Annotated in this window: 12 protein-coding genes; 8 read left to right on the forward strand and 4 right to left on the reverse strand. The window is 70.5% G+C overall.

What is annotated here, in order from left to right; translation table 11 throughout:
- Positions 1-59: 59 nt before the first annotated feature.
- Positions 60-431, reverse strand: coding sequence for an ArsR/SmtB family transcription factor (locus OHS82_RS29260; protein ID WP_057582879.1), 372 nt, complete (start codon positions 429-431; stop codon positions 60-62).
- Between the two features lie 396 nt (positions 432-827).
- On the opposite strand from OHS82_RS29260, the gene OHS82_RS29265 reads away from it, so the two are divergent.
- The gene (locus OHS82_RS29265; protein ID WP_328434905.1) at positions 828-2,225 is read left to right on the forward strand and encodes an NAD(P)-binding domain-containing protein; all 1,398 of its coding nucleotides are present in this window, start codon (positions 828-830) and stop codon (positions 2,223-2,225) included.
- 153 nt (positions 2,226-2,378) lie between these two features.
- On the opposite strand, the gene OHS82_RS29270 is transcribed toward OHS82_RS29265, so the two are convergent.
- Positions 2,379-4,847: a SpoIIE family protein phosphatase gene (locus OHS82_RS29270; protein ID WP_328434906.1), complete on the reverse strand. Its 2,469-nt coding sequence runs from the start codon at positions 4,845-4,847 to the stop codon at positions 2,379-2,381.
- 136 nt (positions 4,848-4,983) lie between these two features.
- On the opposite strand from OHS82_RS29270, the gene OHS82_RS29275 reads away from it, so the two are divergent.
- Entirely contained in the window at positions 4,984-6,447 is a 1,464-nt protein-coding gene (locus OHS82_RS29275; RefSeq protein WP_057582883.1) for an aldehyde dehydrogenase family protein, read from the forward strand.
- Positions 6,448-6,734: 287 nt separating this feature from the next.
- Here OHS82_RS29275 and OHS82_RS29280 read toward each other — a convergent pair whose 3' ends face one another.
- Positions 6,735-7,007 carry a hypothetical protein gene (locus OHS82_RS29280; RefSeq protein ID WP_057582885.1) on the reverse strand — a complete coding sequence of 91 codons (273 nt, stop codon included), beginning with the start codon at positions 7,005-7,007 and terminating at the stop codon, positions 6,735-6,737.
- Positions 7,008-7,737: 730 nt separating this feature from the next.
- Here OHS82_RS29280 and OHS82_RS29285 point away from each other — a divergent pair.
- The 6 genes from OHS82_RS29285 to OHS82_RS29310 all read left to right on the forward strand — a co-directional run bounded on the left by OHS82_RS29285 (position 7,738) and on the right by OHS82_RS29310 (position 16,625).
- Positions 7,738-8,865 carry a LacI family DNA-binding transcriptional regulator gene (locus OHS82_RS29285; RefSeq protein WP_079041553.1) on the forward strand — a complete coding sequence of 376 codons (1,128 nt, stop codon included), beginning with the start codon at positions 7,738-7,740 and terminating at the stop codon, positions 8,863-8,865.
- Between the two features lie 387 nt (positions 8,866-9,252).
- Positions 9,253-10,641: an ABC transporter substrate-binding protein gene (locus tag OHS82_RS29290; protein ID WP_057582887.1), complete on the forward strand. Its 1,389-nt coding sequence runs from the start codon at positions 9,253-9,255 to the stop codon at positions 10,639-10,641.
- 100 nt (positions 10,642-10,741) lie between these two features.
- Positions 10,742-11,686: a carbohydrate ABC transporter permease gene (locus OHS82_RS29295; RefSeq protein WP_443041036.1), complete on the forward strand. Its 945-nt coding sequence runs from the start codon at positions 10,742-10,744 to the stop codon at positions 11,684-11,686.
- The gene (locus OHS82_RS29300) at positions 11,683-12,621 is read left to right on the forward strand and encodes a carbohydrate ABC transporter permease (protein WP_057582891.1); all 939 of its coding nucleotides are present in this window, start codon (positions 11,683-11,685) and stop codon (positions 12,619-12,621) included. The genes OHS82_RS29295 and OHS82_RS29300 overlap by 4 nt, the downstream gene beginning before the upstream one ends.
- Positions 12,622-12,673: 52 nt before the next feature.
- Positions 12,674-14,800: a beta-galactosidase gene (locus OHS82_RS29305; RefSeq protein WP_057582893.1), complete on the forward strand. Its 2,127-nt coding sequence runs from the start codon at positions 12,674-12,676 to the stop codon at positions 14,798-14,800.
- Between the two features lie 127 nt (positions 14,801-14,927).
- Positions 14,928-16,625 carry an RICIN domain-containing protein gene (locus tag OHS82_RS29310; protein WP_443041913.1) on the forward strand — a complete coding sequence of 566 codons (1,698 nt, stop codon included), beginning with the start codon at positions 14,928-14,930 and terminating at the stop codon, positions 16,623-16,625.
- 164 nt (positions 16,626-16,789) lie between these two features.
- Here OHS82_RS29310 and OHS82_RS29315 read toward each other — a convergent pair whose 3' ends face one another.
- Positions 16,790-18,220 (reverse strand): glycoside hydrolase family 43 protein, encoded by a 1,431-nt coding sequence (locus tag OHS82_RS29315; protein WP_328434908.1) that lies wholly within the window; start codon positions 18,218-18,220, stop codon positions 16,790-16,792.
- Between the last annotated feature and the right edge of the window lie 301 nt (positions 18,221-18,521).

Below are 18,521 nucleotides of genomic sequence, written 5' to 3' on the forward strand. Positions count from 1 at the left end.
GTCCATCCGGGCTCGCCGCCGGTTCTGCCCGCACCGTCCTCGCGGTCCGTCCGGACGGCTCAGCCCAGGGTGCCGAGCATCTGTCCCATCGCGGCCACCACCGACGGCTCCACCTTGTAGTACACCCACGTGCCGCGCCGCTCGGAGGTGAGCAGGCCGGCCGCCTTGAGCTTCTTCAGGTGGTGGGAGACGGTCGGCTGGGAGACCCCGACGTCGGAGATGTCGCACACGCACGCCTCACCGCCCTCGTGCGAGGCGACCAGCGAGAACAGCCGGAGCCGCACCGGATCGCCGAGCGCCTTGAACATCGCGGCGGTCCGTTCGGCTTCCTCGGCCGTCAGTGGACGCTCGGTGAGCGGCGGGCAGCATGGCACGACGTCCTCGGCGACCTCCTTCGGGGCCAACAGCGGCAACGCCTTGATGTTCGACATACGTCTATGTTGACACATGTCGAACCAGGCGGGCGAGGGTCGCTCGATGGTGCGCTTCATCAGCGGCCCGGGCCGCGTCCCGGCCCGCACCTCGCAGCGAATCGGACGAGAGGCTGCGCTGCCGCTCCCGACCGGCGAAGGCCGGTCCGGACGGAGGCGGCGACCCCTTCGTGATGCCGCCGGTGTCCGATGTCGTCCAGGGCGCCGTCGGGACCGGCGAGGAAGGACAGGTCCGGCCGGTAGTCCGACTGCCGGCCCCGATGGCGACGACGTCGATGTGCGCCATGAAGGGATCCCCTTGGTTTCGATGAATGTCTATGTTGACGCTCATCGATACAGGTGCCATGCTGGGCCGCGCAAGCCATCGACGGATGTCGAAACAAGCAAGGAGTCGCCGTGAACGCGCCTGCCCTCACCGAGCTGCCCGTCGTCGTGATCGGAGCCGGTCCCGCCGGTCTTGCCGCCGCCGCTCACCTCGTCGACCAGGGCCTGGAGCCGCTCGTCCTGGAGGCCGGACCGGCCGCGGGAGCAGCGGTACGGGAGTGGTCGCACGTGAAGCTGTTCTCCACGTGGGGCGAAGTGGTCGACCCGACCGCCGAGAAGCTCCTCGCTCCGACCGGCTGGACCCGGCCCGACCCGGCGACCTACCCCTCCGGCGGCGACTGGGCGGCGCAGTACCTGGAGCCCCTCGCCGAGGTCCTCGGCAGGCGTGTCCGCTTCGGCGCGACCGTGACCGGTGTTTCGAGGAGCGGCCGGGATCGCATCGTCGACGCCGACCGCGAGAGCCAGCCCTTCGTCGTGCACGTCGCGTACGCCGACGGTCGCGAGGAGCGGATCTTCGCCCGTGCGGTGATCGACGCGTCCGGCACCTGGACCACGCCCTCCCCGGCCGGCGCCGGCGGGCTTCCCGCCCTCGGCGAGAAGGCGGCGGCCGACCGCGTCGCCTACCGGGTCCCCGACCTCAAGGACCCCGCCGCCCGGGCCCGCTACGCAGGCAGGCGCACGGCGGTCGTCGGCTCCGGAGCGTCCGCCTTCACCGCACTCGCCTATCTGGCCGACCTCGCCGAGTCCGAGGACGGCACGGGCACGAAGGCGGTGTGGGTCCTGCGCCGCGGCATCTCCGGCTCCACCTTCGGCGGCGGCTCGGCCGACCAGCTGCCCGCACGCGGTGCGCTGGGCCTGGCGGCGAAGGCCGCGGTGGACGACGGCCACGCCGACGCGGTCACGGGCTTTCGCACCGACGCCATCGAACGCGACGCCGGCGGCCGGCTGGTCCTGATCGCCGAGGACGGCCGACGGCTGGAGCCGGTGGACGAGGTCATCGTGCTGACCGGGTTCCGCCCCGACCTGTCCTTCCTGTCCGAGGTCCGCCTCGACCTCGATGAGCGCCTCCAGGCCCCGGTCGGGCTGGCACCGCTGATCGACCCCAACCAGCACTCGTGCGGCACCGTCTACCCGCACGGTCACCGCGAACTGTCCCACCCCGAACAGGGCGTCTACCTCGTCGGGACGAAGTCCTACGGACGCGCCCCGACGTTCCTGGCGATGACCGGGTACGAGCAGGTCCGCTCCGTCGCCGCCGCGATCGCCGGTGACCTGGAATCCGCCGACCGCGTCGAACTCACCCTCCCGGAGACCGGGGTGTGCGGCGGCGCCGGACTGTTCGACGCCCCCGAGGGCGACCAGGACGCCGGCGGCTGCTGCGCGCCCGCGCCCGCCCTCGTTCAGATCGGTGCCGTCCCGGCCGTCGAGCCGAACGGGGAGAACCAGGCCGGCGGCTGCTGCGGCTCGTGACCGACCTCCACCCTCACCGACGGGGCCGCGACCGGAACAGGGGACCGGCCGCGGCCTCGTGCCGCCCTGCCCGGGCTCTGCGTCACCCGGATCACGACACAGCCGTCAAGATCCTCGAAGGACTCGAAGCGCGCCGCAGGGCTCTGGCATCGGTCAGTCCGTCGTCGCCGACGGTGAAGCATGCGGGGAGAGGGCCTGTTCGGCCCAGATCGTCTTGCCGGTGTACGTCTGGCGAGTGCCCCACCCCTGGGTGAGCTGAGCGACGAGGAGCAGGCCGCGGCCGCCTTCGTCGAAGGTGCGCGCGCGGCGCAGATGGGGGCTGGTGTTGCTGGCGTCGGAGACTTCGCAGATGAGGTTGCGGTCGCGGATGAGCCGGAGCTGGATGGGGGCGCCGCCGTAACGGATGGCGTTGGTGACGAGTTCGCTGACCACCAGTTCGGTGACGAAGGCGGCCTCGTCCAGGCCCCAGGCGGCCAGCTGCCGGACGGCGTTCTTACGGGTCTGGGCGACCGCCGAGGGATCGGGCGGCACGTCCCAGGTGGCGACATGGGCCGCGTCCAGGGCGCGGGTGCGGGCCATCAACAGCGCCACGTCATCGGCGGGGTGGTCCGGGAGAAGCGTCTGGAGCACGGTGTCGCAGGTGCTCTCCAAGGACGGAGCGGGCCGGGCCAGCACCTTGCGCAGTGCGTCGAGACCTTCGTCGACGTCACGGCCGCGGGCCTCGATGAGGCCGTCCGTGTACAGCGCGAGGAGGCTTCCTTCGGGCAGCTCGATCTCGGTGACTTCGAAGGGCAGGCCGCCCAGCCCCAGAGGCGGGCCCGCAGGTATGTCGGGGAACACGACGACGCCGTCCGGGGTCGCCAGCGCGGGTGCGGGGTGGCCCGCGCGAGCCATGGCGCAGCGCCGGGAGACCGGGTCGTAGACGGCGTACAGGCAGGTCGCGCCGATGTCGCCGACGATGCCGGCCGCGCTTTCGGCCTCGGCGGACAGGTGGATGACCATGTCGTCCAGGTGGGTCAGCAACTCGTCGGGCGGCAGGTCGACATCGGCAAGGGTGCGCACGGCGGTACGCAGTCGTCCCATGGCGGCCGAGGCCTGGATGCCGTGGCCGACGACGTCGCCGACGACGAGCGCGACCCGGGCCCCGGACAGCGGGATCACGTCGAACCAGTCGCCGCCGACGCCGGCTTGCGTGCTGGCGGGGAGGTAGCGGGAGGCGACGTCGACGGCGGCCTGCGGGGGCAGCCGCTGTGGCAGGAGACTGCTCTGAAGAGTGAGGGAGGTGCGGCGCTCGCGGCTGTAGCGGCGTGCGTTGTCGATGCAGACGGCTGCTCTGGCGGTGATCTCCTCGCCCAGGAGCAGGTCGTCCTGCTCGAAGGGTTCCGGGTGCCGGTGGCGGGAGAACGTGGCCACGCCGAGGGTGATGCCGCGGGCGCGCATCGGCACCGCCAGCACGGAGTGGAAGCCGTAGTGTCGCATCCGCTCGGCCCGGTCCGGGGTCTGGCTCGCCACTCGGTCCATCGCGGAAGCCGTCACGTTCTCGATCAGCGGCCGGCCGGTGGTCAGGCACCTGGCCGCAGTCGAATCGTCCGGGTACGCGGCCACTGTTCCGCGTTCCACCACGACCTCGGGGCAGCCCTTCAGGACGGACTGGTAGGCGACACGGCGCAGCATGACGGGGCTGGGCGGCGAGCCGGCGCGCGGGTCGTCGCCGCCCTCGATGGCGGGAAGCAGGTCGACGGTGACGAAGTCCGCGAGGTGAGGGATGGCCACATCGGCGAGTTCCTGCGCGGTCCGGGCGAGGTCCAGGGTGCTGCCGATGCGGATGCTGGCTTCGTTGAGCAGGGCCAGGCGGCCTCGGGCCAGGTGCTCCTCGGTCACGTCGTACGCGGAGAGGAGCACTCCCCGTACCGTTCCCTCGGCGTCCCGCACGGGGGTGAGCAACGTCGTCCAGACGCTCTGGCTCTCATGGCCCGCCAGATGCAGGGACTGTTGCAGGTGCTGCTGTTCGCCGGTCTCCAGCGCCCGCCGCATGCACTCTTCCGTGCGGTCGCTCTCCGGGTCGATCACGATCTCCGATACGCGCAGCCCCCGCATCGCTGCTTCGGGCAGACCGATCACCCGCTCCATGTCCGAGTTCGCCCGCCGCAGCCGCAGGCCGGTGTCGTAGAGCGCCGTCGTGAGCGGGGACCGGGTGAACGCCCACATCACCAGCGCGTCGTCGTGGAGCGGCGACGCCGACCGGGCCAGGGGGGAGACGAGGAGCCACTCGCCGCCTCCTTTCGCCTCGCCGTCGGGCTCCCGGCGGTGGGCCAGCAGGTTCACCGCGAGGTGGTGGCCGTCCCGGTGCCGGAGAGTCGCCGTTCCGCTCCACCGCGCCAGCGTTTTCAGGGAGCGGAGCGTCTCGGCGGGCGGCTTTCCTGCGAGCAATGACGCCGCGGGCCGGCCGATGACCTCCGTGGACCGGTATCCGAGCAGCCGCCGTGCTCCCTCGCTCCATCTGGTCACGATGCCGTTCGAGTCCACGCCGGCTCCGGCCGTGGCCGACTCCTCGATGGGGTCGTCCGGCCGCCACGCCGCCCGGTCGTCGCCGGCGGTGTCAGAACCCGTCATCGCGTTCATCCGCCCTCACTTCGGTCTTTCCACCGTGCGTCCCGGCCCGACCACGGGCAACCTAGGGAGATGGTGGAACGTATATCCGCGATGAGGGCATAAATGCCGAAGATGGACCAATCCGTCGGGGTTGGAGGGCCGTGCCATGAGCGTCACCGACGAGGAGACGTGGCCGGACGCCGCCGAATGGACCGGGAAGATCTACAGCGGCGGGTGGCGGCAGTCCGAGGGCGGTGTTCAGCCGGTGAACGAACCCGCCACGGGGGAGCGGCTGGCTGAGGTGGGTGTGGCGGCGCCCGCGGATGTCGCCCGGGCCGGGACCCAGGCGGCCCGAGCGCAACGGGCCTGGGCCGCGACCGCACCCCAGGAGCGTGCCGAGGTCCTGCTCCGCGCCGCCCGGGCACTGCGCGACAACCGCGAAGCGATTCGCGAGTGGATCGTCAGGGAGTCCGGAGGCGTCCCGGCGAAGGGCGACTACGAGATCGCGGCCGGACTCAGCCAGCTTGCGCAGGCCGCCGGCCTCGCGTCACTGCCCCGGGGCGAGATCCTGAGCCCGTCGGCGCCCGCCCAGACCAGTTACGCATGGCGGGTCCCCCTGGGGGTGGTCGGCGTCATCAACCCCTGGAACGCACCCCTGCTGTTCGCCATGCGAGCCCTGGCGCCCGCACTCGTGCTGGGCAACGCCGTTCTGCTCAAGCCCGATCCCCACACGCCGGTGTCCGGCGGTGTCGTCGTGGCGCGGCTGTTCGAGGAGGCCGGACTGCCCGAGGGGCTGCTCCACGTCCTGCCCGGAGGCCCCGGCACCGGCGAGGCGGTCGTGGCCGATCCGCACGTCGCGATGGTCGTCTTCACCGGCTCCACCGAGGCGGGACGGGCGGTCGCCCGCGCCGCGGGCGACGGGCTCAAGCGGGTGGCGCTGGAACTGGGCGGCAAGAACTCGATCGTCGTGCTCGACGACGCGGACATCGACTCCGCCGCGGCAGCCGGGGCGATGAGCTCCTTCGGCTATCAGGGGCAGGCCTGCGTCGCCGCCGGACGTCATCTGGTGCACGCCGACGTCGTGGAGCCCTACACGCAGGCGCTGATCAGGCAGGCCGACGAGCTGCGGGTCGGGGACCCGCGCGAGGAGGGCGTGGCCCTCGGTCCTGTGATCAGCGAGCGCCAGGCCGCGAGGGTCGAACGCATCGTGGACGAGAGCGTGGCCGCCGGTGCACGGGTGCTGGCGGGCGGACGCCGCGACGGGCTGTTCTACCCGCCCACCGTTCTGGACCGCGTCGAGCGGACCATGCCCGCATTCACCGAGGAGATCTTCGGGCCGGTCGCTCCCGTCGTCGTGTTCCGTACCGACCGTGAGGCCGTCGAGATCGCCAACGACACCGAATACGGTCTGACGGCGGCTGTGCACTCCGGTTCGACGTCGAGGGCCGCGGTCATCGCCGAACAGTTGCGCACCGGCATGGTGCACCTCAACGACGTCTCCGCCAAGGATGCCGCGAACGCCCCCTTCGGTGGGATGGGAGCGTCGGGCAACGGCTCCCGCATCGGCGGTACCGCCAACCTGGAGCAGTTCACCCAGTGGCGCTGGATGACGGTCCCGGGGTCCGTGTGACTGCGGGGACGGTTGACGCGACCAGCGCAGCGTCGCACACCGGCAGCCAACTGGGTCATCTCGTCCTGCGCGCAGTGCGGCCGTCCCCACAGCACCTGGCCCTCGCGCAGGGCGGCGACGTCGTCGTGCACGGGTTTGGGCAGCAGCAACACCGTCGCACTCGGCGCGGAACTCGTTCTCCTTGCGGGAGGAGGCGAGTGCTCCGAGACTCATCAGGCTCGTACGCTTCCTCGGCATTTCGTTCGATGCGCTCTCGGCGTGCTCGTCGCGGTCGGCCGGGCTCCGGGTCAAGGACGGTCGGCCCGGTGCCCGAGGACGCGTTCGGCCAGCGGGAGGGGTGTCTCGTCCAGGCCGTCGGCCGACCCGCTCGCGATGCGTGCGCACGTGCCGCGGCAGGCGAGAAGCTGCTTGTCGTCGCGGTGCGAGACCACCACCGCCTCCGTGTCGGGTGCGTTGCGGTAGTCGGTGGCGCAGACGAGGCAGGTCAGTCCGGAGAGCACCTCCGCGGTCGGCTCGGGACGGCCGCGACGGTGGCCGGAAATCGAGTCCTGTGAATACATGCGTCTCGCATCCTCTTGATCGGTTCGGAGCCGTGCTGATCGGTTCGGAGCCGTGCTGATCGGGTCAGAGACGTGCTGACCGGTTCGAACGTGCCGACCGGTCCAGGGCCGTGCGGGATGCCGGAACGCCCCGGGGTGTCCCCGAAGCCGGGAGACCCGCTACCGCGCTGCGCGGGACCGGGTACGGAAGACGGCGTGAGACGGCGACCCAGGAGTCATGGTGCGGCTCATTTCCGGCCGGATCCGATGTACGCCGGCCTGTGCCGATGCCCGAGGGCGGCGGCCCGAGGGCGACGCCGAAACTGATGACGGCGTGCGGGGTGCGCTCGGTGCCGCAACCGTACTCCCTCCGGACCCGGCGTGGTGTGTGCCGGACTCTCGACGCCGGACCCCGGAGAGACCTTGAGGACAGGACAGGAACCTCGGGTGTCCGCGCGGTGGCCTTCCGCCCGGCGTCCTGGGCGCGTCCGGCCGGCGCCCGGGCCGTTGCGCGGTTTCCGGCGAATGGTGACCCGGGGTCCACATGTCCCGGATCCTCCCGTCACCGACGGACGGATCCGTGCCGGACGAGCACTGTCGAGGTGGGCGGCGTTGCCTTCGGATGACGGCAATGTTGCCTGAACCCTTGACGTGCCCTCTCCGGCTGCGTAGATATGTCAGCGCAGTCATGTCAGCGCAGTCATACGCGAACGGACCGCGCTGCCCGCTGTCGGAGATCAGGAGAGACCCCATGGCACGACTGGCAGGCCGCAGCACCGGCACCGCACCGCGCAGCATCGACGTGGCGCGGCTGGCGGGCGTCTCGCAGAAGACGGTGTCCAGGGTCATGAACGGTGAGCAGTACGTCTCCGGCGACGTGCGCCGACGTGTCATGGAAGCCGCCGAAACGCTCGGCTACCGGCTGAACCACGCCGCCCGCGCACTGGCCTCGGGCCGGACCCGGTCCGTCGGCGTGGTGACGCTCGGCACGGCGCTCTACGGTCCCGCCTCGCTGCTGATGGGCCTGGAGCGGGCCGTCCGTGACACGGGTTACACGCTCCGCGTGGTCAACACGCTCGAGGGCGACGCCGCGGGCATCGCCGGTGCCGTCGATTCGCTCCTCGACCAGGGCGTGGACGGCATCGTCATCTCCGAGCCCATCGACGAGGAGGGCGAGGTCGACCTCACGATCCGCGCCGACGTGCCGTTCCTGATCCTCGGAGCGCCGCCGCCGTTCACCGCCCAGCGGGTGGTGACCGCGGGGCTCGTCGCCCACCAGCTGGCCCGCGCCGTCACCGAGCACCTGCTCGACCTCGGGCACCCGACCGTCCACCACCTCGCCGGTCCGCAACGCTGGTACGCGGCCAGGGACCGGATGGAGGGCTGGCGGGCGACGCTGGCCGCGCACGGCAGGCGCGAACCGCCTGTGATCGTGGGCGACTGGTCGGCCGCCTCCGGATACCGCGCAGGACGCGAGCTGGCCGAGGACCATGACGTCACGGCGGTGTTCGCCGCGAACGACGACATGGCCATCGGCCTGATCCGCGCACTGCTGGAGGCCGGCCGACGGGTGCCGGAAGAGATCAGTGTCGTCGGTCTGGACGACATACCGGTGGCCGCCTACGTGACTCCGCCCCTGACGACGGTGCGACAGCCCTTCGACGCGATCGCAGAGGACGGCCTCAAGCGTCTGGTGCACGCCATCGAGCACCCGGACTCGGACCCTGTCCAGGTGCACGACCCGCCGGTCAACCTCGTGGTCCGCTCCTCGACGGCACCCCCGCCGAACCGGACCACCGTGCATACGGGGACGGCCTCGTCCGACGGGGCGACCGCTCCCACCAGGACGGCCCCGGCCCCCCGGCGGACCTCGGTCTGACCCGTCACCCGCCCGGCACCACGTTCCCCGATCACGACAGGAGGCCGGCCCACCCACAGCGCGCCACGCTCATCCGCCTTCCCCCCCGGCACCCGGCCCTAGTGCGCGAGCCGACCCAGCCGCATCCGGTCGCCGTCGTGCCCACTCATCAGCGCGGGGCCCGGACGCCGCTCCCAGAGCCGCTCGCCCCGGGCCCTCGCCCCTCCTCCCGCCGCCTCAGGCGTGAGCCCTCCGGTCAGCCGACGAGCGTGACGCGCTCGGCCTCGCGAGGAACCCCCCGCACCCCGCCGGCCCCGCCCGTCCCGCCGCCGAACCCAGCTTCTGACATCCCCTGCAGCACGCCGTCGCCCGGTGCGCCGATTTCCTACGCCCTCTGCGGAGTCCATCATGTCGAAATTCCTCACAGCCGCCTCCTCGGCCCCTCTGAACCGCCGCGGCTTCCTCGCCGCGACCGGAGCCCTGACACTCGCGACCAGCCTGTCCGCCTGCGGCGGCAGCGGCGGCTCTGGCGGAGGCGCCTCCGCCAAGGCGGTAAGCCAGGCCGACATCGACAAGGCCATGCAGACGCCCACCGAGCTGACGTTCTGGACGTGGGTCCCGGACATCGCCAAGGAGGTCGCCCTCTTCGAGAAGAAGTACCCGGCGATCAAGGTCAAGGTGGTCAACGCCGGTCAGGGCACCCCGCAGTACACCAAGCTGCGCACGGCGCTGAAGGCCGGCAGCGGCGCCCCCGACATGGTCCAGATCGAGTACCAGGCGATCCCGACGTTCACGATCACCAACAGCCTGCTGGACCTTCGGCCCCATGGCGCCGCCGCGCTGAAGAACACGTTCGTCGACTGGACCTGGGGGCAGGTCAGCGGCACGAACGGCGAGGTGTGGGCGATCCCGCAGGACACCGGCCCGATGGGGATGCTCTACCGGCAGGACATCTTCGACGAGCACGGCATCGCAGTCCCCGCCACCTGGGACGAGTTCGCCGCCGCTGCCCGCAAGCTCCACAAGGCCGACCCCGACGTCTACCTCACCAACCTCGCCGCCAACCAGGTCGCCGCCTGGCACGGTCTGCTGTGGCAGGCGGGCGCCAAGCCGTACGTGACCTCCGGCAAGAGCGACATCACCATCAGCGTCGACGACGCCGTCTCGCAGAAGCTCGGCACGTACTGGGGCGGTCTGGCGAAGGAAGGGGTCATCGGCGTCGAACCCGACTTCACCGACTCGTGGTACGCCGCGCTCAACAAGGGCAAGTACGCCACCTGGATCACCGCGGCCTGGGGGCCCGTGTTCCTCTCCGGCTCCGCCAAGGCCACCGCGGGCAAGTGGCGAGCGGCCCCGCTGCCGCAGTGGGACGCGTCGAAACCGAGTTCGGGCAACTGGGGCGGTTCGACCACCGCGGTCATCCGGTCCACCAAGAACGCCATCGCGGCCGCCCAGTTCGCGCAGTTCCTCAACAGCGACCCGGCCAGCGCGAAGATGTTCGCCACCGAGCAGTTCTTCTTCCCCGCGACCAAGGCCCTGCTCACGGACGCCTCGTTCGTGGGCGACGCGCCGGCCTTCTACGGAGGTCAGAAGGTGAACCAGATCTTCGCTGACATCAGCTCCACGGTCAGCTCCTCCTTCCAGTGGCCGCCGTTCCTCGACCAGGCGGCCACCGACTGGACCGAGACCGTCGGCAAGTCGCTGGCCGACGGCGCCGACACCGCCCGCGCGCTCGGGACCTGGCAGTCGCGGCTCACCACGTACGCCAAGAAGCAGGGCTTCACCGTCCACTCCTGACGGTTCGCCGGGTCCCGCTCCACGGCGCGGGACCCGTCGCGGTTCCCCACGCTCCCCTCCACCACCACATCCAGCACCATCCCCTCCTCAGAAAGGGCCGATGATGACCGCCACAACCACGGCCTCTCCCAAGGGCCGGCGCCGAGACGGGCCGAGTCGCCCAGGGCGCGGCGGAGCGAGCAGGCGCCGGTCGGCAGGGCCGCTGTTCGTCGCACCGTTCATGGTGCTGTTCCTCCTGCTCTTCCTCGCGCCGCTCGGCTATGCCGCCTACCTCAGCCTCTTCCAGGAGCGTCTGATCGGCGGCACGGCGTTCGTCGGCCTCGACAACTACACCCAGGCCCTCACCGATCCCCAGTTCCTCCACGGCGTCGGCCGCGTGGCACTGTTCTTCGTGATCCAGGTGCCGCTGATGCTGCTGCTGGCACTGCTGTTCGCGCTCGCCCTCGACAGCGGCCTGCTGCGGCTCGCCCGGGTGATCCGGCTCGGCATCTTCGTGCCGTACGCCGTGCCGAGCGTGGTGGCCTCGCTCATGTGGGGCTATCTGTACGGCCCGGACTTCGGCCCGTTCGCCCAGATCGCCCGGAAGGTGAGTCTGCCCGTCCCCGACTTCCTCAGCGACGGCTGGATGCTCGGCAGCCTGGCCAACATCGTGACCTGGGAGTTCGTCGGCTACAACATGATCATCCTGTACGCCGCCCTGCGCACGATCCCCACCGAGCTGTACGAGGCCGCGGCCATGGACGGCGCAGGCGCCTGGCGTATCGCCTGGTCGATCAAGATCCCCGCGCTGCGCCCGGCGCTCCTGCTCACCCTGCTGTTCTCCGTCATCGGCAGCTTCCAGCTGTTCAACGAGCCCAAACTGCTGATGAACATCGCCCCGGACGTCATCTCGAGCTCCTACACAGCGAACCTCTACGCGTACACGCTCGCCTTCACCGGCCAGCAGGTCAACTACGCGGCCACGGTCTCCTTCCTCCTCGGCCTCGTCATCGTGATCGCCTCCTACGCCGTCCTGCTCACCGCGAACCGCAGGAGGACCCCGTGACCGCCCTCACGCCCCCGGCCACCGTCGCACCGACCGCCGAGCGCACCTGGGGCACGGACCGCGGCAAGCGACGCCGGCCGTCGGGCCGCCGCCGCAGCACCCCGCTGACCATCGCCATGCTGGCCGCCCTCGCCTACTTCCTCCTCCCGCTGCTCTGGCTGCTGATCGCCTCGACCAAGAGCACGCAGGACCTGTTCAACAGCTTCGGCCTGTGGTTCTCGCACGCCCCGCAACTGCTGACGAACCTCAAGGACACCTTCACCCAGGACGACGGCGTCTTCGTACGCTGGCTGCTCAACACGGTCGTGTACGCGGGCGTCAGCGCGGTCGGCGCCGCGCTCCTCGCCGCCGCCGGCGGTTACGGCTTCTCCAAGTTCCGCTTCCGCGGCGACCGCACCGCCTTCAACCTGGTGCTCGGGGCGGTCATGGTGCCGACCACGGCCCTGGCGATCCCGACCTATCTGCTCTTCGCGAAGGCGGGCCTGGTCAACACCCCGTGGGCGATCATCCTGCCCTCCCTCGTCAACCCCTTCGGTCTCTACCTGATGCGCGTCTACGCCGAGGACGCGGTGCCGGACAGCATCCTCGAGGCCGCCCGCATCGACGGCGCAGGCGAGGCCCGGATCTTCTTCCGCATCGTCCTCAGGCTGCTGGGCCCCGGCCTGGTGACGGTTCTGCTCTTCACGCTGGTGGCGACGTGGAACAACTACTTCCTGCCGCTGATCATGCTGAACGACCCGGACCTGTACCCGATCACGGTCGGCCTGTCCTCCTGGGCGGCCCAGGCCCAGAACGGCGGATCCGGCGCCAGCAGCGACATGCTCGCGCTGGTGGTCACCGGCTCGCTGATCTCGATCATCCCGCTCGTCGTGGCCTTCCTGCTGCTCCAGCGGTACTGGCAGAGCGGCCTCGCCTCCGGCGGCGTCAAGCAGTAGCCCGCACGCCTCACCCCGCACCCCACTCCACGTATTCCCGGAGGTTTCCCCCATGGCGGCTCTGCCTGCCCGTGTCCTGTTCGGCGCCGCGTACTACCACGAGTACACGCCCGCCTACGATCCCGAACTCCAGCCGGACGAACGGCTGAAGACCGACCTGGACCTGATGGTCGAGGCGAACTTCAACGTCATCCGGGTCGGCGAGTCGGTCTGGTCGACCTGGGAGCCGGAGAACGGCCGCTTCGACCTCGACTGGCTCGAGCCCGTCCTCGACGGCGCCCACGAGCGCGGCATCTCCGTCATCCTCGGCACCCCGACGTACGCCGCGCCGCCGTGGCTGGCCCGCCAGTACCCGGAGATCACCGCCGAGCACGCCACCGGTCAGCGCCTGGGCTGGGGCGCCCGGCAGGAGATCGACTTCACCCACCCCGCGTTCCGGTTCCACGCCGAACGGGTGATCCGCAAGATGGCGGCACGCTACGCCGACCACCCCGCGGTCATCGGCTGGCAGGTCGACAACGAACCGGGTCTGCACCTCTTCCACAACCGTGGTGTCTTCCAGCGCTTCGTGGACTGCCTGCGCGAGAAGTACGGCGACGTCGAGACCCTCAACCGCGAGTGGGGCCTGGTGTACTGGTCCCACCGGCTGTCCGACTGGGCCGACCTGTGGATGCCGGACGGCAACGAACAGCCGCAGTACGACGTCGCCTGGCGGGAGTTCCAGGCCCGCCAGGTCACCGAGTTCATCGGCTGGCAGGCCGACATCGTCCGGGAGTACGCCCACCCCGAGCAGTTCGTCACCACCTGCATCTCGTACACCCGGCCGGGAGTGGCCGACGACGAGCTCGCCGCCCGTCTCGACATCGCCTCCGGCAACCCGTACTACGACATGCAGGACGGCCTCCTGCTCCCCGACCCCACCCCCGACACCCACGAGCAGGTCTGGAAGACCACCGGGGTGTGGGCGATGTACCAGACCGCCGACTGGATGTTCTCCTCGCGCCAGGAGCCCTTCCTCGTCACCGAGACCAACGCCCAGAGCATCGGCTTCGCGTGGGACAACCGGCCCGGATACGACGGCCAGTGGCGCCAGGCCGCGTGGGCGCACGTGGCGCGCGGCGCGCGGATGATCGAGTACTGGCAGTGGCAGACCCTGCGCTTCGGCGCCGAGACCTACTGGGGCGGAGTCCTCCCGCACAACGGCCGGCCCGGCCGTGCGTATGCCGAAATAGCCCGGCTGGGCGCGGAGTTCGACAAGGCGGGCCCGCTGGTCGCCGGGCTCGAACCGGACGCCGACATCACGATGGTCTACTCGACGCCGAGCAAGTGGCTCATGCAGAAGTACCCGCCGCTCGCGACCCCCGACGGCGAACCGGACGCCGCCGCCTACCACCGCCTCTTCGACCCCTTCTACCGCGGCGCCTTCGACGCGCGCCGCCAGGTGCGGATCGTCCACGCCAGGCAGTTGGGGGATCTGACCCCGGAGGAGGCCGTACGACGCCACCCCGTCCTCGTCGTCCCGGCCCTCTACGTCGTCGACGACGTCACCCTCGACTGGCTGGCGGCCTACGCCCACGCGGGCGGCCACCTGGTGCTCGGACCCCGCACCGGCTACGCCGACCACGAGGCCCGGGCCCGGATCGCCCCGGCCCCCGGCCGCCTCGCCGACGCCGCGGGGGCGACGTACGACGAGTTCAGCAACCTCCACCAGGAGGTCCCCGTGCACGGTGCGCCCGGCAGCCCGCTGCGGCTCCCGGAGACCGCCACCGCGACCCGGTGGATCGAGTGCCTGAACGCCACCGACGCCGAGGTCCTCGCCGGGTACGACCACCCGCACTTCGGCCGTTGGCCGGCCGTCACCACCCGCCGTCACGGCGCGGGCCGGGTGACCACCGTCGGGACGGCGCCGGGCCGCGACCTCGCCCGGGCGCTCGCCGAATGGCTGGCGCCCGCCGCGAGCCACGCATGGCAGGACCTTCCCGAGTCGGTCACCGCGACGACCGGCACCTCTCCCGACGGCCGTCGCGTCCACGTCGTTCACAACTGGAGCTGGCAGTCCGCGCACGTGAGCGCGCCGGCCGATCTCTCCGACGTTCTGGACGGCACGTCCGTCCCCGCCGGTTCACGGCTGGACCTCGGTCCATGGGACGTCCGCGTGCTGAGCACCGCAACACCGTGATTTCCCCGAAGGAGGGGCAGTGAAGAGAAGAACCACAGCAAAGGCGCTGGGCAGCTCCATCGCGGCCGCGGCACTGCTGGCCGGCTCCGTGGCCGGCGCGCAGGCGTACAACCCCACGGGCGGGACCATGTACCAGCTGGGCGGTGAGCCGTGCCTGAAGGGGCGGGGCAACTGCGCGGTCTATCCGAAGTCGGCCGAACTCCCCGGTGGACGGCTGGTCGCGTCGTTCGAGAAGTCGACGGTCGTGACGTCGTCGGGCAGCGCGGCCGGACAGACCCTCCCGGTCTACAAGAGCGACGACGACGGGACGAGCTGGCAGCCGCTGTCGGAGGTCAAGGCGCCGGCGTACCTCTCCGAGGACCCCGAGTACGCCAAGTACACGAGCAACTGGACCAACCCGTACCTGTACGTCCTCCCGCAGAAGGTCGGCGCTTTGAAGGCCGGCACGCTGCTCCTGGCGAGTGTCGTCTCCGGTGACGACTACTACTACAAGGAGCACAAGGCGGCCGACCCGGACTGGACCCCGTCCAACGACGGAGACCGCAGCGATCTGGCCATCGCCCTGTACTCCAGCACCGATGACGGCAGGACCTGGAAGATCCAGAACGTCGTGGCGACCGCCGGCCGGCAGGGCGGCAGCGCGGGCGCGGTCGGCGAGAACATCGCCGCCGCCAACAAGTACCAGCAGGTGGACCCGCTGTGGGAGCCGTACCTGATGGTCTACAAGGGCAAGCTGGTCTGCTACTACTCCGACGAGAACGACTACGTCGGCTTCGACCCGGTCACCGGCGTGCCCCGGAAGGACCCCGCCAACGACACGGCCACCGACTCGCACGGCCAGATCCTCGTGCACCGGACCTGGGACGGCAAGAACACCGGTTGGAGCGACCCCGTCGTCGACATCTCCGGATCCGTCCAGGACATGGGCGGCGGCAAGACCGAGATCGGCGGCGGCCGGCCGGGCATGACCAACATCGTGCCCACGGCCGACGGCAGGTGGATGCTCACCTACGAGTACTGGGGCGGCGGGGCCAACACCCGCTACGTCATCGCCGACGACCCGCTGAAGTTCTTCCGTGGCAGCCAGACGGGCATGTCGGTCGGCTCGCTGCCGGTCGTCGCCGGTTCCCGTCCGCTCGCCGGCGGCGGCAGCCCGGTGCTGATCCGGCTCCCCGACGGGCGCCTGGTCTACAACGCGGCGAACAGCGGCAGCGTCTGGGTCAACGGCAGCGGACGCAGCGACGGTGTGTGGACGGAGTACCAGACGACGTCGCCGGCCGGCTACAGCCGCAACCTCCAGTACGTCGACGGCACCGGCCGCGTGGTGATCCTCAACAACCAGGGCACGTCCACGATCGCCTACGCCGAGGTCGACCTCGGTGAGTCGGTCGGCGCCTACTACCGGCTGGTCAACCGCAAGACCGGCCAGGTGATCGGCACCGGCAACAAGACGAACGACGCGAACCTCGGCAACGGGAACACGCCGGACGTGGTCCTGGAGGACTCCGGCGCGGCGGCGATACAGGACACCCAGTACTGGCACGTGGTGACCGAGCCCAACGGCGGTACGACCCTGCTGAACAAGTCCGGCGGTCGAGCCGCCGCCGTCTGGACGGGCAACGCCACCGCCGGGCAGCGCATCGGCCAGTGGGTCGACAACAGCTCGACGGGCAGCTGGACCCTCGTCAAGGGCTCCGACGGCTACTACAGGCTCCAGGCCGTCAAGAACACGAGTCTCTTCCTCACAGGCGCGTCGACGTCGGCGCCGCTGACCCTCCGGACCGCGGCCGACGACGGCTCACAGGACTGGAAGCTCGTCCGCTAGGCACGGGCGGTCCGGCAGACGTGCCGGACCACCAGCTGTCTGCCGGAGAAGGCGACGTGATGGAGGTCATGTCGTGATGTTGCTCAGTCCGGCGCTTCGCGGAGCCGCTGCCCGTGGACGGGATGCCGACGCTCTCCGGTGGAGGCGCCGGCATCCCGGTCAGGTCAGCTTGTGACGCGGAAGGTGGCGTCGCTGCGGCCCGTGGCGTTGGTGATGGGGTCGAGCTTCAGCTCGAACGCGTAGTGGCGGATGTACCGGTCGGGGTGGTTGTAGGACTGGAAGCTCGACCAGGTCGCGTCGGCGAGTCCGGCGACCTTGTTGAAGGTGGCGTCCTGGGCGAACTGGCTGGTGCCGTCGTTGTGGACGAGCTGGAAGTCGGTTCCGTCCTGCCGCAGGAAGTACCCGGGGAAGTTCACCGACTCGAAGGAGACGGTGCCGGAGCCCACCAGTCCGGTCCGCAGTCTGAACTGGGCGTCCTCACTGGTGACGTTCTGGTCGATGCGCACGTCGAAGTTGGTGTGGCGTACGTACCGGTCCTGGAAGTTGTACGACTGGAGCCGGTTGGCCGGGGTGTTGGGGAAGCGTGCGAGGACGCGGCTCTCCTCGGCGGCCGTCAGGTTCATGATCCAGCCGTGGCGCTTCTTCGTGCCGCCCATGCTGTAGCTGCTCGACGCCTGCTTCTGGTAGGAGGACGGGTTGGACGGGTCCGTCGTCAGGACCGGCATGTATCCGCCGCTGGACGCGTACTGGTCGAGGTAGAGGGCCCACTTGTTCGTGCCGTTGAACTTCATCCACATGGGGCCCTCGACCATCGCCCCGGTCAGGCCGACGCCGGAGAGGTTGCCGAGGTTCGTCCAGGTCCCGAGGATCGAGTTGCTGCCCTCAAGGGTGATCTGCCCGTCGCCGGAGGCCCGCACGTAGCGGTAGGCGCCGACGCCCGACGGCATCTCGATGATCTGCGTGTCGATGATCTCCTGGGCGCCGGGGCGCTCGATGTAGGTCTGGGGGGTGGTGATGGTGTGGAAGTCACTGGTGCGGGCGTAGTAGATGCGGTGCTTCGTCTTGCCGTTGAGGGGCACGTTCGTCGCCCAGTACAGGACGTAGTCGTTGGTCTGGGGGTCCCAGATCGCCTCGGGGGCCCAGGCGTTGCGGCCGTCGGGGATCGCGCCGGCGACGTTGAGCAGCCACGGCTGCGACCAGGTGGCCAGGTCCGTCGACTCCCACACCACCAGGTTGCGGCTGCCGTTGTTGATGGAGGAGTCCCAGGTCTGCCCGCAGCTGATGCACAGGTCGGTCGCGATGATCCAGTACTTGCTGCCGTCGGGGGATCTCACGAGCGCGGGGTCGCGCACTCCCCTCGTGCCGACCGTGGAGCGCAGGACCATGCCGCCGCCGTTGAGGTCGTTCCAGTGCAGGCCGTCCGTGCTGTGCGAGAGGTACATCTGCTGGTTGGTCGACCCCTCACCCGTGAAGTGCACCATCAGGTAGCCGGGGTCTGCGGCCGCCGCCTGCTGAGGTGTGGTCAGGGACTGCGAGGTGAAGAAGAGGCCGACGGCGACCAGTATCGCCGCGAGCCGGGTGAGAACCCTTGACATGCGCGCTTCCTGTCTTTCTGCGGGTGCCGGGACGGGGTGCAGGCGGGGTGTGGGCGTGGGGCGGCGGGAGCCGGCCGATGAACTGTTCCGCATCGGTGGATGCGGGCGGGAGGGTTCCGACGGACCCCGTCTGTTCGAAATAGCGGACAATGTTCGTGAATTCGGCAAAAGTTAAAGCGGGGTAAGAGTGGGTGTCAAGAGGTCAGATGTCAGGAGAAGCGGCGTTGCCTCCGTCCGTCGCGGGACGGGCCGTGCGGCGGAGCGGTGTGGCGGGGTCGTACGCACCGGAGACGCGCCGACG

The sequence above is a fragment of the Streptomyces sp. NBC_00425 genome (assembly GCF_036030735.1).
Classification (GTDB): domain Bacteria; phylum Actinomycetota; class Actinomycetes; order Streptomycetales; family Streptomycetaceae; genus Streptomyces.